Below are 14,118 nucleotides of genomic sequence, written 5' to 3'. Positions count from 1 at the left end.
CGGCGCGCTGCTGCCCGGCGGCGCCACGCACCTCGCCGACCTCACGCGCCGCCTCGCGGCCGCGCCGAGGCGGCGCGACTTCAAGACGGTGCCGATGATCCTCGAACGCCCCGACCAGTGGGATCACGCGGCACTCGCCGAAGTGACCGGCTACCGCGGCGGCCCGAAGCAGGTATGGGACAACACCGAGCTCGGCGGCCCATGGCTGAACCTGATGCGCAATTCGCTGAATGCGCAGATCTGGTCGTACCGTCACCCGGATTTCCTCGTCGTTTCGGCCACGCACGGCAGCGCGCATCTCGCGCTGTTCGACCAGGCCGCGTGGGACAAATACGGCCTCGCGAAATTCGCCGGCGCCGCGTTTCCGTCCAACACGCTGCTCGATGCAAAGCCCGCGCAATCGAAAAGCGCGCAAGACCACGAGTTACCCGACGGCGCGTTCTCGTCGCACGACAACAGCATCGCCGCGCTGCAGCAGCGTGGTGTCGTGTTCCTGTCGTGCCACAACGCGATCTGGGAACTCGCGGAACGGCTCGACGGCGCGAACGCGAATCCCGACAAGCTGCCGCTCGATGTGCTTGCGGCCGACCTGACCAACCACGTGATCCCGTCGGCGATCGTCACGCCGGGCGCGGTCGGCACGCTGCCCGAACTGCAGCAGGCCGGCTTCACGTACGCAAAATGAGCCCCGCGATGACATCGATCCCGCTGCAACTGCAACCGCCGTCGCGCCGCCGTCGGCGCACGCTGCGCGCCGTGCTGGCCGCGTGGCTCTGCTGCGCGTCGGCCCTGTCGCTTGCCGCGCCCGCCGATACCGCCGCGACCGTCTTCCCGCCCTGGCAAAACGGCCGCAACAACGACGCGACGCACCGTGGCCTCGAATTCACGGTGCCGCAGGTCGACGTGCTCGCCGATTTCCACGGAGACCTCACCGCGCCGAAGCTCGTGCTGTTCGTCGGCGGCAACTATTTCTTCGCGATGGCGCCGCTCGTCGCGAAGTTCGAGGAAGATCACCCCGAGTACCGCGGCCGCATCTACTGGGAGACGATCCCGCCCGGCCTGCTCGTGAAGCAGATCCAGGCCGGCGGCACGATCACCGTCGGCAACATGACGTGGACGGTCAAGCCCGACGCGTATTTCGCGGGGCTCGGCAAGATCGACGGGCTGATCGCGGACGGCACGCTCATCGGCCCGGCCGTGCCGTACGTGACGAACCAGCTGACGATCATGGTGCGCGCTGGCAATCCGAAGCGTATCGCATCGCTGAACGACCTCGCGCGGCCCGACGTGCAGCTTGCGATGCCCAATCCTGCATTCGAAGGCGTCGCGCGGCAGATCCGCGCGTCGCTCGTGAAAGCCGGCGGCGACGCGCTCGCGCGTACCGTCTACGACGACAAGGTGCGCACCGGCACGGCCGAGCTCACGCACATCCACCATCGGGAAACCGCGCTGTTCCTGATGCAGGGTCGCGCGGACGCGGGCGTGCTGTGGCAATCCGAAGCGGCGTTCCAGGAACAGGTCGGGCATCCGCTGATGCACATCGACATTCCGGCCGAGCAGAATACGACGGCCATCTATGCGGGGGCGATGGTGAAGGACGCGCCGCATCCGGAGGCCGCGCGCACGTGGCTCGCGTTCATCCGGTCGCCGGAGGCGTTCCGGATTTTCCAGCGCTACGGCTTCGGCCGATACGATGCGGCGACACCGACGCAGCACCTCGCGCCGGAGCAGCAGCAATCCGACGCGAGCTGACCGCGCGGCCGCGCCGGCAGTCCGGCGGCGCGCGAGCGACCTACAACAAGGAGGGGATACGTGAACGATACGGTGGGCACACCGCGACGCCGGTTCGCACCGCTGCTGCTCGCAGCGGCCGCGTTGCTGGCCGGCCAGGCGCGCGCGGACGACGCGGCGCTCGGCAAGACGATCGCCACACAGGGCACGACGACGGGCGTCGCCGCGTGCATCGGCTGCCACGGCAGCCAGGGCGAAGGCAACGCGGCGGCCGGCTTCCCGCGCCTCGCGGGCACCCCTGCCGCCTATCTGTCCGCGCAGCTTGCCGCGTTCGCGGACGGCAGCCGCCAGAACCCGGTCATGCAGCCGCTCTCGAAACTGATGACGCCGCACGAGCGCGACGCGGTCTCCGCGTACTTCGCGAGCCTGCCCGCGCCGGCCGGCATCGTGGCCTCCAACGACACGTCGATCGACCCGGCGAACACCGGCGCGTGGCTCGCGACGCGCGGACGCTGGTCGCAGGGCCTGCCCGCGTGCGCGCAATGCCACGGCCCCGGCGGCCTCGGGGTGGGCACCGCGTTTCCGCCGCTCGCGGGCCAGCCGGCCGCCTATATCGCCGGCCAGCTGAACGGCTGGAAACACGGCACGCGCCCGCCCGGGCCAATGGCGCTGATGCCGGCGATCGCCGGCAAGCTGTCCGACGCCGACATCGACGCGGTGGCCGCCTACTACGCGCGCGGCGGCGCGGCACAAGGAGACAAGCGATGATCGACCGCACGACGCTGATCCGCCGCACCCGCGCGGCCCTGCTCGGCGCGGCCTGGATGCCCGTGCTGGCGTTCGCGGCTACCCCGCAGGATGCACCGGCCGCGGCTTCCGCACCCGCGCCGGCCACGATGGCAACGGCCGCCAGACCCTTCGCGCCGCCCGCCGAATCCGCGATACCCGCCGACGAATTCGGCAAGACCGTGAAGCTCGGCGAGCAGATCTTCCTGCACACGCCCGAGTTCGCGGGCAAGTACGTCGGCAACAAGCTGACCTGCGCGAGCTGCCACCTCGACGCGGGCCGCCGGCCCGATTCGAGCCCGATGTGGGCCGCCTACCTGCTGTATCCGGCGTACCGCAGCAAGAACGGCCACGTGAACACGTTCGCCGAGCGCCTGCAGGGATGCTTTCGATACAGCATGAACGGCAAGGCCCCGCCGGCCGGCGACCCGATCCTTGTCGCGCTCGAGACCTATTCGTACTGGCTCGCGAAGGGCGCGCCGGTCGGCACGAAGCTGCCGGGGCAGGGTTTCCTGAAACTGCCGCCGCCCGCGCAGAAGGCCGACTATGCACGCGGCGCCGCCGTCTACACGCAGCACTGCGCGCTGTGCCACGGTGCGGACGGCCAAGGGCAGTCGAGCGGCGGCAAGGCGGTCTTCCCCGCGCTGTGGGGCGCGCGTTCGTTCAACTGGGGCGCCGGGATGGGCGACATCCGCAATGCGGCCGGCTTCATCAAGGCCAACATGCCGCTCGGGCTCGGCGGCACGCTGACCGATCAAGAGGCGTGGGACGTCGCGACCTTCATGGACAGCCACGAACGTCCGCAGGACCCACGCTTCACGGGCTCGGTGCAGGACACGCGCGCGAAGTTCCACGATTCGCCCGATTCGATGTACGGGCTCAGCGTGAACGGGCGCGTGCTCGGCGCACCGTGATGCAAACGCCGTGCAGGCCATCGGGCCCGCACGGCCTGCACGTTCACGGATGCCAGCGATACACGATCATGCTCGTGCCGTTGTAGTTGTCCTTCGTGATCACGTATTCGCCGGTCGAGCGCAGGTACGCGCGGATCCCGTACATCGAGTCGACGTCATTGCCGACGTCCATCGCCGACGTGTTCGAGTTGGTCAGCGTCGTCACGAGCGCGCCGGTGTTGAGATCGAACACGTCGACGTTCGGCACCGTGTGCACGTAGCCGACGAACAGGTAGTGGCCGGCCGCCGCGATCGATTTCGGGTTCGCGCTGGTCAGGTTGATCACCGGGTTCGGCGCGGTCGTGTTGCCGTTCTTCCAGCCGTGATAGACCTCGATGTGCCCGTTCATCGCGGTCCAGTCCCAGTTGTTCGCGAGGCCCTGCGCGAGGATCATCGTGTCGCTGTCCGCCTGGTAGACGATGCGCGTCGTCGGCGCCACGGTGCTCGGCACGGGCGTCGTCACCGGCTTGCCCCACGACGGCTTGCCGGTCGCATCGAAGCCCGTCATCGGGTAGCGGGTAATCGCGTTGGTGCCGTTCAGCCCCGCCCACACGTCGCCATTGCCGTCGATGTCGAAACCGGTCGTGACCTGCAACGTCGTGTTGAACGGCTTGCCCGGCAGCGAGCCGGCCGGATTCGCGATATAGCCGGTCGCCGGCGTGAAGTAATAGAAATTGAAGTTGCCGGGGTTCTGGCCCGACGCGACGAGAATCCGGTTCCCGCCCACCATCACGAGCTGGCCGAAATGCTGGCCGCGCTGGTAGTCGTTCATGTCGAGGCGCGGGTCCTTCGGATAGGTGAACGGGTCGACCGTGTTCGCGACGAACGTGCCGCCCGCCGAGCCCGTATACACGTTGTTGCCGCTATAGAAGAACGCGCCGTCGGTCGCCGGGTCGGGCGCGGCGATCGCCTCGAAGTTCAGCGCCTGCAGCTTCCATTGCAGCGCGCCGGTCGGGCTGTACGAATGAAGATCGGTGCTGCCGTTGCGCCCGAGATCCCAGCCGCCGCCCCACGCGTTGTTGAGCACGTACAGGTTGCCGCCCGAATCCTTGCCGATGCCGACCACGCGCGTGAAGCGCTTGTCGCCGACCTGCCCCTTGATGCCCGAGGTCGTGTCGAGATAGCCGCCCTGCACACCGAACGTGCCGATCTGCTGCGGCAACCCGGCGAGGCTGTAGAGCTTGATGTTCATGTCCGGGCCCTGGTCGCCCACCAGCAACTGCCCCGTTGACGCATCGAAATACAGCGCCGACGGCCGCGCGCCGGCCGCCATCTGGATCGTGTTCAGCAGCGTGCCGGTCGCGCTGTACTGCGCGACCACGCCCGCGCCCATGCGCGCGACCCACAGGTTGCCCGCCGCATCGAGCGCCAACGCGCCGGGCCCGGTCACGCCGATGTCGCGCTGCCAGACGCCGTCGGTCGTATAGACGCGCACGCGGTTGCCGTAGAAATCGCTCGCGTACAGCAGGTTGCCGGCCGTCGCGAGGCCGGTGATCACGTCCGGGTTCGGAAGGCCCGTCCACGTGCTGACCGGGATACGCAGGTCGCGTTTGTTCGTACTGCGATCGTAGCGGCCGACCGAGCCGCTGCCGAAGGTGCGGTTGTAGCCGAGCGCGACGAAGATCGACGTCGCGTTGCCGGTAATCGCCCCGCCCTGGAATTCGTCGTGAATACCGATCGTGCCCAACGTCTGGCCGTTCTGGTAGAGCGCGACGCCGCCCGCGTTCTCGTCCCAGCGCGACGACGTATAGATCACGCCCTCGGGCGCGACCCACATCGAGCGCGCGGCATTGCCGACGTGCTGGGCCAGCGTGCCGTACGTGTTCGCGAGCCAGTCGGTCGAGTATTGCACCTGCGCGTGACTCGCCGGCGCCAGCATTGCCATGCACATTCCCAGCAACGCCGCCCGAATTTGTTTCATTGACATGAATAATGCTCCCGAACGTTCAATGGTCGACACTGTAAATCGCGGCGCGTGAAATATTGGTGATTCCGGCTAAAGCGCATTCGCCGCCCTCCCGAATTATTCACTCCGTTCTTTTTGCCGTCCGGCGCTTTTCCGTCAACGATGGTCAAACCCGCTCACCGCGCCGCAGCAGCTTGCCGGGCGCACGGTTTCGGCGCTTTTTCCCCGGCATTTTCTTCCGGTTCACGCAATGCGAATGCGTCATTTTTTCTGAAATGCCCGCATTGCCTTTTTCATTCCCCGGAAATGGGCCAAATGATTACAAATCGAAATTGAAATGAAAGAGAAAAAATAATATCCGGCGCAATCGCGTCATCGCGATTCGGCACGGCGGCATGCAGCGGGAGGAAGGGAGAGGAAAGCGGGATACGGTGGAGCAAACCCAAAACCCGCGCGCCGGCCATGCCGGCACGCGGCCGCGATCGTTCAGTTCGCGTCGTCGAGCGTCGGGCCAGCCCGGCCGTCGAGGAATTTCGGCCGCGCGTCGACGATGTCGATCATGCGGTACCGGTAGAAGAAGAAAGGAGAAGCGACAGGTCAGGAGCCTGCATGCAACGTTGCCGGCATCGGCGGCGGGCAACGTTGCGGCCGCAACGATCGCTGCGCGTCAGAACTTCTGGCGCAGGCCGAGGCTGACGATGGCCTGCGAGCGGGAATCGGACGAGTGGCCGTTCGCCTTGTCCGACACCGACGCGGTCGCGGCCACCGGGTGGCCGAGCGCGTCGAGCGTCATGCCCGATGCATGCTGGTACGCGCCGAGCAGGTACACGCTGGTGCGCTTCGACAGGTCATACACGGCGCCAAGCGTGACGTTGTGATACTGCGCGCGGTCGTCCACGCCGTCGACATCGCTGCCGCGCGTGTAGCTGTAGCCCGCGAACAGTTGCGTCTGCGGGCGCACGTTCCAGCGCGTGAACACGCCCGCGACGTTGAACGTCGCGTGGCCCGTGAACAGCGACTGGCCGCCGCTGCGGTACTGCACGTTGCTGTAGTTCACGCCGACGACGGCCGGCCCGAAGTCGTAGGTCGCGCCGGTCGCGATGATCTGCTGCGATTGCGCGCTCGCATAGCCTTCGTTGATCGACGAGTTGAACAGCCCGTCGTCGGTGCTCTGCCACTTGCCGGCCGTCGGGTCGGTCGCACCCGTCTTGCTGTTGTCCGACCGCTCGTAACCGACGCCGACGCGCAGCGGGCCCGCCGCGTACGCCGCGCCGACGCTCCACGTGTTGCGCTGCTTCATGCTGCCCGGCTGGCTGCCGAAGCCGTACAGCGCGCCGAACGTGAAGCCCGAGTAGTTGGCGCTCGTGTACTTGATCGAGCTGTCGACCCGCGCGGTCTGGTCGAGGTCGTCGATGTCGCCCGGGTGCGCGCCGAAGCCGCCGATATACGACGACGGGCCGACCGGGCTCACGAAGTCGTCGAGCGACGTGTACTGGCGGCCGAGCGTGACCGTGCCGTAGCGGTCGCTGCCGAGGCCGACGAATGCCTGGCGGCCGAACTGGCGGCCACCCTGCCCCGACGTGCCGTTCGTGATGTCGAAGCCGTTCTCGAGGACGAACAGCGCGCGCATCCCGCCGCCGAGATCCTCGGAACCCTTGATCCCCCAGCGGCTGCCGGACAGGTTGCCGGTCGTGAGCCCGACGCTCGAGTGGCCGGTGTACGCGCCCGCGGAGCCGACCCGCTCGTTGCTGCGATAGGTGACGCCCGCATCGACGATGCCGTACAGCGTGACGGAGCTTTGTGCGGCGGCGATGCCCGCGAGCGAGAGCAGCAGCGGGGCTGCGATCAGTTGCTTGTTCATGATTGTCGTGTCTCCGGGCGTTGAACCCGTTGTTCTGGCTGTCAGTTGCGAGTAGCGCGCGGGCGGCGAGATGTGCCGGCGGTGCGAGGCCGGCCGCGTCCGCGCGCGACGACGCGGCGGGCATGCCCACTGCGGCCGCCATGGTAGATGGAACCGGTTCCCGTCGAAAGCACAATAATGAAAACAGTTTCTTGCCAAAATCGAGATAGTCGGGCGGGCGGCCTTGTGCGCAGCGCGCCGCACCTGTACAGCCCGGGCGGGCGCAACCGATAATCGAACGCGCCGCCATCCATCGGGAGTGCCTTCATGCATGAAGCGACCCTGCTGATCTTCGCCGCCGTCGCGTTCGTCGGTATCGCGACACCCGGCCCGACCGTGCTGCTCGCGCTGACCAACGGCTCGCGCTACGGCGTGCGCCGCGCGGCCTACGGCTTCGCGGGCGCAATGCTGTCCGACTTCGTGCTGATCGTCGCGGTGGCGCTCGGCCTCGGCGCGCTGCTGATGGCGTCGGCGTTCTGGTTCTCGGTGGTGAAGTGGCTCGGCGCCGCGTATCTCGCGTACGTCGGCATCCGGCTGCTGATGTCGAAGGGCTCGCTCGACGTCGCCGCCGCGCACGGTGGCGACCCATCCGGGCGCAACGCGTCGATCTTCGCGAAGAGTTTCCTCACGGCGGTGACGAACCCGAAGGGCTATCTGTTCTTCTCCGCCTTCCTGCCGCAGTTCCTCGATCCGTCCGCGCCGCTCGCGCCGCAATACGTCGCGCTCGCGATCACGTTCGCGCTGCTCGACGGGGTCGTGATGTTCGGCTACGCGCTGCTCGGCGCACGCGCGGTGCGGCTGCTGAAGCGCGCGGGGGCGCTGTGGCTCGAACGCACCTGCGGCGCGATGCTGCTCGCGCTCGCCGGGTCGCTGGCGCTGTACCGGCGTCATGCGGCATAGGAGCGGACGCCGTTGAAAATCGCTGCGCCGCCCCGCTCCGGCTTTCCCGGCCTGTCGCTCCGCCAGATCGAACGCGCCGACCTCGGCGCGTGGTACGCATACCTGACGAACCCCGACGTCTACCGCCACACGAGCTGGAACCTGCGCTCGCCCGACGATCTGCTGCCGCTGTTCGACGCCATCGAATCGACGGACCCCGATTCGATCCGGCGTCTCGCCGTGATCGACGACGCATCGGGCGTGCTCGCCGGGACGATCGGCCTGCATACCGTCTCGACCGTGAACCGCTCGGCGGAAATCGCTTACGATCTCGCGCCGTCGCACTGGGGGCGCGGGATCGCGAGCGCGCTGTGCACGGCCGTCACCGAGTGGGCATTCGCCCACAGCGGCTTCATGCGCATGCAGGCCGTCGTGCTGACCAGCAACGCAGGCTCCGCGCGCGTGCTGCAGAAATGCGGCTACCGGTACGAAGGGCTGTTGCGCGCGTACAAGATGGTGCGCGGCACGCCGGGCGATTTCGCGATGTACGCACGCCTCGCGACCGACTGACACACCCATCGCGGCTTCACGTCAAACCGCTCACCGCGTCGCCTGCGCACGCCATTGGACGGCCTGCGCCGAATTGGCGACAATCGCCGTTCCCTTCCTCGCCGACCCGCCATGAAAATCGCCGCGCTGTCCGACATCCACGGCAACCTCGCCGCACTCGACGCGGTGCTCGACGACGTCCGCCGCCGCGGCGCCGACGTGATCGTCAATCTCGGCGACATCCTGTCCGGCGCGCTCCATCCGCCCGAGACGGCCGACCGCCTGATCGCGCTCGACCTGCCGACCATCAAGGGCAATCACGAGCGGCAACTGCTCACCGGCGATCGCGAGTCGATGCGGCTGTCGGATCGCTGGGCGCACGACACGCTGCGCGCCGATCATCTGGAATGGATCGCCGCGCTGCCCGAACGCATGACGCTCGACGACGACGTGCTGATGGTGCACGGCACGCCCGACAGCGACCTCGTCTATTTCCTCGAAACGGTCACGCCCGACGGCTGCCGCGCGGCCACGCCCGATGAAATCGCGCAGCGCGCGGGTGACGAACCGGCATCGTTGATCCTGTGCGGCCACACGCACCTCCCGCGCACGGCCAGGCTCGACGACGGCCGGCTGGTCGTCAACCCGGGCAGCGTCGGGCTGCAGGCCTACCCGGACGACCTGCCGCATCCGCACCGCATCGAGACGGGCTCGCCGCACGCGCGCTACGCGATGGTGACGCGCACGGCCGCCGGCTGGAACGTCGAATTCCATGCTGTCGAATACGACTGGCACACGGCGGCCGCCACCGCGGCCTCACGCGGGCGCGACGACTGGACCGTCGCGCTGCGCACCGGCCGGTGCTGATGCGTCCGGCTCACGTCACGCGCCCTTCCGCTTCACTTCACTCACCGGGAAATCGCACTGCCATGCCCGTTCCGTCGCAACTGCTTTTCCTGCCCGGCGCATCGGGCAGCACCGCTTTCTGGCAACCGCTCGCCGGCCTTCTCACGCATCCGGCCGAGCGCCGGATCGTCGGCTACCCGGGCTTCGACGACACGCCGCGCGATCCGGCCGTCGACGATTTCGACAGCCTCGTGCGTCATGTGCTGGAAACGATCGACCGGCCGACCGCCGTGATCGCGCAATCGATGGGCGGCGTGATCGCGATGCGCGCGGCGCTCGACAAGCCCGCACTGATCACGCACCTCGTGCTGACGGTCACGTCCGGCGGCCTCGACATGGCCGGGCTCGGCGCGCAGGACTGGCGCACCGGTTTCGCGGAAGCGAACCCGCAGCTCCCCGACTGGTTCCTGACGTTCCGTGCCGACCTGTCGCGGGATATCGGCCGCATCGCGCAGCCGACGCTGCTGCTGTGGGGCGACGACGACCCGATCAGCCCCGTCGCGGCCGGCCGGCGCCTGCTCGAACGGCTGCCCGACGCGCAATTGCATGTCGTGCCGGGCGGCCGGCACGATCTCGCGGCCGTGCATGCGACGACGCTCGCGCCGCTCGTCGATGCGCATCTGCAGCGCGGGTGACGTCGCGCGCTTCGGCTTCAGCACAAACCTGAAGCCGAAGTGTTCACACGCCGCACGCGGTCACCCCGCATTCCTCAACGTCAGCCGCGCCTCGAGCCCGCCGCCGTCCGCCCGGTTGGTCAGCGTGAGCGTGCCGCCCATCGCCAGCGCGAGCTGCCGCGCGATCGCGAGGCCGAGCCCCGTGCCGCCCGTCTCGCGGTTGCGCGACGTCTCCACGCGCCGGAACGGCTCGAACACCGCGTCGAGCTGATCGTCCGGAATGCCGGGCCCGCGGTCGAGCACCGCGATCACCGCGCCGCCGTCCGGTGCGGCGTGCACGTCGATCTCGGCCGCGCCCGCGAACTTCAGCGCGTTGTCGACGAGGTTGCCGACGATGCGGCGCAGCGCCTTCGGCCGCGTGACGAGCGCGAGCGGCGCGCGGCTGTGCAGCGCGACGTCCTGCCCCGCATCCGTGTAGTCGCACACGATGCTGTCGAGCAGCGCATCGAGATCGATCCGGCGCGCGACTTCCTCGTTGCCGTGCAGCGTCCGCGCATACGCGACGCCCTCCTTCACCAGATGCTCCATCTCGAGCAGGTCCTGACGCAGCTTCGCGCCCTGCGCGTCGTCGTCCATCATGTCGGCGCGCAGGCGCATCCGCGTGATCGGCGTCTGCAGGTCGTGCGAGATCGACGCGAGGATCTGCATGCGCTCGGCCATGTACTGCGCGATGCGATCCTGCATCGCGTTGAACGCCCGCGCGGCACGCGCGACTTCCGACGGCCCGCCCTCGTTCAGCCGCTCGCCCTTCAGGTCGGGGCCGAGCGCATCGGCGGCCTGCGCGAGCTGCTTGAGCGGCCGCGTCGCGAGCCGCACCGCGAGCCAGCAGCACGCGGCCAGCACCGCGAGCTGCAGCACGAGCACGACCGGCAGCCAGCCCGACAGCGGCACCGTCGACATCGGATGGATGTCGATCGTCAGCGGCGATCCGTCGGTCAGGCGCAGATGCACCTGCAGATGTTCGCGATCGCCGGGAATCGCGTTCGCGGTCAGCGGGTAGTCGCCGCCGATGCCGTCGGAAATCGAGCGCTCGACGCGCGCCGACAGCCGCGCTTCCGGCGGCGTGCCGGTCTCGCCGGGCCCGAGGATGAACGCGTAGCTGCGCCGCGCGAGGCGCGGCACCCACGCGGCCCGCTCGGCCGGCGGCAGGTGGTCGAGCAGCGCGACCGAGCTCGCGACCTCGCGCTCGATGTAGCCCATCATCAGGTTGGTGGTCGCCTGGTCGCGCTCGGTCACGGTGAGCCAGAACGACAGCGTCTGCGCGAGCGCGAGGCCCACGCACAGGATCAGCGCGAGCCGCGCGAACAGCGAGCGCGGCCAGTGCCACGGGGTGCGCGCGCTCATGGTGCACCGTCGACGGCGGTCACGGCCGACGAGAACACATAGCCCTCGTTGCGCAGCGTCTTGATGTAGCGCGGTTCGCGCGCGCCGTCGCGCAGGCGCTGGCGCAGCCGGCTCACGAGCAGGTCGATCGACCGGTCGAACGGATCGGACTGCCGACCCTGCGTGAGATTGAGCAACTGGTCGCGCGTCAGCACGCGTTGCGGGTTGTCGAGGAATACGCGCAGCAGCCGGTATTCGGCGCCGCTCAGCGCAACCAGCGTGCCTTCCGCATCGAGCAGGTGGCGCCCGGTCGTGTCGAGCCGCCATTCGCCGAACGCGAGCATCTCCGCGGTTTCCGTCACCTGCATGCCGGGCGGCAGCATGCGCGCGCGCCGCAGCACCGAGCGGATCCGCGCGAGCAGTTCGCGCACCGCGAACGGCTTGGCCAGGTAATCGTCGGCGCCCATCTCGAGGCCGATGATGCGGTCGGTTTCCTCGCCGCGGGCGGTCAGCATCAGCACGGGCACCGTACGGAACTTGCCGGCGCGCAGGTCGCGGCACAGCGTGAGGCCGTCCTCGCCCGGCATCATCAGGTCGAGCACGATCAGGTCGGGCGCGCCGTCGTCCAGCACGTTGCGCATCTCGCGGCCGTTCGCGGCCAGCGACACGCGCATGCCGTTCTTCTCCAGGTAATCCGCGATCAGTTCGCGGATCGCGCGGTCGTCGTCGACGATCAGCACGTGGTCGATCTTGTCCATGGGTCGTGGTCGGTGTCGAGGTATTCGGGCAGGTGATGTCCGCTTTTATACCGCACGGCGGGCATGCGTTTGTATCCCAATGTATCGCGCCGCCGTGACGACACACAACATTGCACACGCGTGGCTCGCCGGACACATCGCAGATACGTCGGCGCCGCTTAATGGGGCCTGTCGAAACCCGTCCGGCCGCCGCCACCGCGCGGCGGCCTCCCGCTCAGGAGAACGCCATGCTGCCCCGCCTCAAGATCGCCGCCCTCGTCTTCGCCCTTGCCGCCACGGCCGGGCTCGCCGCCTTCGCGGGCACCCGCGACGACGCGGGCATGCCGACTTCGCAGGCCGGCATGGCCGCACCCGATTTCACCGGCATCGACCGCTGGCACAACAGCGCGCCGCTGACGCTCGGCCAGTTGCACGGCAAGGTCGTGCTCGTCGATTTCTGGACGTACTCGTGCATCAACTGCATTCATACGATTCCGTACGTGAAGGAGTGGGACCGGAAGTATCGCGACCATGGGCTCGTCGTGGTCGGCGTGCATACGCCCGAGTATCCGTTCGAGCGCGACGCGGGCAACGTCGCCGACGCGATCAAGCGCTTCGGCATCCGGTATCCGGTCGCGCAGGACAACCGCTACGACACGTGGCGCGCGTACGGCAACCAGTACTGGCCCGCGCTGTACCTGATCGACGCGAACGGGAAGGTCGTCTATACGCGCTATGGCGAAGGCGGGTACGACAAGACCGAGGCCGCGATCCGCAGCGCGCTCGCGCAGGCCGGTGAAGGCGCGAAGGGCGCGACGCGCACGCAGTGACGGGCCGGCGTGCGGGCGTGGCGCTTGCCCGCGCATGCCTGCCCGTCGCGGGCACTCACCCGCGCTTCGCGTCGGCCGCCGCGATCATCGCTTCCCCGATCGCGAGGCTGCCGTTCGCGACCAGCGCGTCGCCGGCGCCGCGGATATCGGCCTCGTCCTTGTTCTGCCCGAGCTTGCGCTTGCCGACGAGCCGCGTGATCTCGATCTGCAGCCCGACGATCGCCTGCAGCATCGCGTCGAGATAATCCGCCGGCGCGTCGCCCATCTTCCACGGCACCGGCTGCGACGCCTCGTGCGTGCGCGTCAGCCGGGCGACCACGCCGCGCACGAACTTCGCGTCGTCGCGCACCGTGATGCGGCCGTGCGCATGCACGACCACGTAGTTCCACGTCGGCACCTGCCGGTGTGCGACATGCTTGCTCGGATACCAGGTCGGCGAGATATACGCGTCGCCCGCGCGGAAGATCACGAGCACTTCGTCGCCGTTCGCGACGTCCTGCCAGACCGGATTCGCGCGCGAGACGTGCGCATGCAGTTCGCCGAGCCCGCCGTCGCTCGGCAGCAGCTCGAACGGGATGTGATTCGCGTCGAGCCCGCTCTTGCCGTGCGTGATCAGGCTACCGAACGGATGCTGCACGATCAGCTCGCGCAGCGCGTCGGGGTTGGGTTCGTTGAAATCGGCGGGGACGTACATGGCGGCTCCACGGTCATGCGGGGGTGGGAATGGATCGGGCGCTGGCCCGTCATGCGCCGATTGTGGCGCCAAACTGGTTTATGCTGTAGAGCCGGTTTGAAACAATTTCAGCAGACCAGAATCATGGCAGGATGACTTTCTGCATCGATGAGTGCACCGCAGGCGCGCACGGCCGGGGCCGTCCGCGCGGAGTTATTCGGATAGGTGCGCCATTATAGGGCCCGCCCGCCGCGATATTCGCTCCAGCGTC

At 68.5% G+C, this 14,118-nt stretch carries 15 protein-coding genes; 10 read left to right on the top strand and 5 right to left on the bottom strand.

The features are described 5' to 3' along the window. The 4 genes from G3N98_RS34250 to G3N98_RS34235 form a co-directional block, all read left to right on the top strand. A partial coding sequence (locus G3N98_RS34250; protein WP_241026213.1) for a transcriptional initiation protein Tat occupies positions 1-685 on the top strand: 685 nt, incomplete at its 5' end. Positions 686-693: 8 nt separating this feature from the next. Next, positions 694-1,752: a substrate-binding domain-containing protein gene (locus G3N98_RS34245; RefSeq protein WP_206150627.1), complete on the top strand. Its 1,059-nt coding sequence runs from the start codon at positions 694-696 to the stop codon at positions 1,750-1,752. 60 nt (positions 1,753-1,812) lie between these two features. After that, complete coding sequence (locus G3N98_RS34240; RefSeq protein ID WP_206150626.1) at positions 1,813-2,499, top strand: c-type cytochrome; 687 nt, start codon at positions 1,813-1,815, stop codon at positions 2,497-2,499. Then, on the top strand, positions 2,496-3,431 hold the full coding sequence (locus tag G3N98_RS34235) for a c-type cytochrome (protein ID WP_206150625.1): 936 nt from the start codon (positions 2,496-2,498) through the stop codon (positions 3,429-3,431). Before G3N98_RS34240 ends, G3N98_RS34235 begins: the two co-directional genes overlap by 4 nt. Before the next feature lie 43 nt (positions 3,432-3,474). Here the strand turns inward: G3N98_RS34235 and G3N98_RS34230 are convergent, their stop codons facing one another. Continuing rightward, on the bottom strand, positions 3,475-5,397 hold the full coding sequence (locus G3N98_RS34230) for an SMP-30/gluconolactonase/LRE family protein (RefSeq protein ID WP_206150624.1): 1,923 nt from the start codon (positions 5,395-5,397) through the stop codon (positions 3,475-3,477). Positions 5,398-5,456: 59 nt separating this feature from the next. Between G3N98_RS34230 and G3N98_RS34225 the strand changes: the two genes are divergently transcribed. Beyond that, positions 5,457-5,717: a hypothetical protein gene (locus tag G3N98_RS34225; RefSeq protein WP_206150623.1), complete on the top strand. Its 261-nt coding sequence runs from the start codon at positions 5,457-5,459 to the stop codon at positions 5,715-5,717. Between the two features lie 326 nt (positions 5,718-6,043). Here G3N98_RS34225 and G3N98_RS34220 read toward each other — a convergent pair whose 3' ends face one another. Next, positions 6,044-7,237 (bottom strand): porin, encoded by a 1,194-nt coding sequence (locus G3N98_RS34220; RefSeq protein WP_089475553.1) that lies wholly within the window; start codon positions 7,235-7,237, stop codon positions 6,044-6,046. Positions 7,238-7,543: 306 nt separating this feature from the next. On the opposite strand from G3N98_RS34220, the gene G3N98_RS34215 reads away from it, so the two are divergent. From G3N98_RS34215 to G3N98_RS34200, 4 genes are all read left to right on the top strand, one after another. Continuing rightward, complete coding sequence (locus tag G3N98_RS34215) at positions 7,544-8,176, top strand: LysE family translocator (protein WP_206150622.1); 633 nt, start codon at positions 7,544-7,546, stop codon at positions 8,174-8,176. Between the two features lie 12 nt (positions 8,177-8,188). Beyond that, a complete protein-coding gene (locus G3N98_RS34210; RefSeq protein WP_206150621.1) occupies positions 8,189-8,725 on the top strand; it encodes a GNAT family protein in 537 nt (178 codons plus the stop codon). A 111-nt stretch (positions 8,726-8,836) separates the two neighbouring features. Next, on the top strand, positions 8,837-9,571 hold the full coding sequence (locus G3N98_RS34205) for a metallophosphoesterase family protein (protein WP_206150620.1): 735 nt from the start codon (positions 8,837-8,839) through the stop codon (positions 9,569-9,571). A gap of 62 nt (positions 9,572-9,633) precedes the next feature. Further along, positions 9,634-10,245 (top strand): alpha/beta fold hydrolase, encoded by a 612-nt coding sequence (locus G3N98_RS34200; RefSeq protein ID WP_206150619.1) that lies wholly within the window; start codon positions 9,634-9,636, stop codon positions 10,243-10,245. 60 nt (positions 10,246-10,305) lie between these two features. Here G3N98_RS34200 and G3N98_RS34195 read toward each other — a convergent pair whose 3' ends face one another. Continuing rightward, entirely contained in the window at positions 10,306-11,628 is a 1,323-nt protein-coding gene (locus tag G3N98_RS34195) for an ATP-binding protein (protein ID WP_206150618.1), read from the bottom strand. Next, positions 11,625-12,365, bottom strand: a complete 741-nt coding sequence (locus G3N98_RS34190; protein ID WP_089426714.1) for a response regulator — start codon at positions 12,363-12,365, stop codon at positions 11,625-11,627. The genes G3N98_RS34195 and G3N98_RS34190 overlap by 4 nt, the downstream gene beginning before the upstream one ends. Before the next feature lie 227 nt (positions 12,366-12,592). Here G3N98_RS34190 and G3N98_RS34185 point away from each other — a divergent pair, with 227 nt between their 5' ends. Further along, positions 12,593-13,174, top strand: coding sequence for a thioredoxin family protein (locus tag G3N98_RS34185; RefSeq protein WP_206150617.1), 582 nt, complete (start codon positions 12,593-12,595; stop codon positions 13,172-13,174). 55 nt (positions 13,175-13,229) lie between these two features. Here the strand turns inward: G3N98_RS34185 and G3N98_RS34180 are convergent, their stop codons facing one another. Then, positions 13,230-13,868: an FMN-binding negative transcriptional regulator gene (locus G3N98_RS34180; RefSeq protein WP_089475559.1), complete on the bottom strand. Its 639-nt coding sequence runs from the start codon at positions 13,866-13,868 to the stop codon at positions 13,230-13,232. Positions 13,869-14,118 lie beyond the last annotated feature (250 nt).

Source organism: Burkholderia sp. Tr-20390, from assembly GCF_017104595.1.
Classification (GTDB): domain Bacteria; phylum Pseudomonadota; class Gammaproteobacteria; order Burkholderiales; family Burkholderiaceae; genus Burkholderia.
This window is presented reverse-complemented; position numbering and strand designations above follow the sequence as displayed.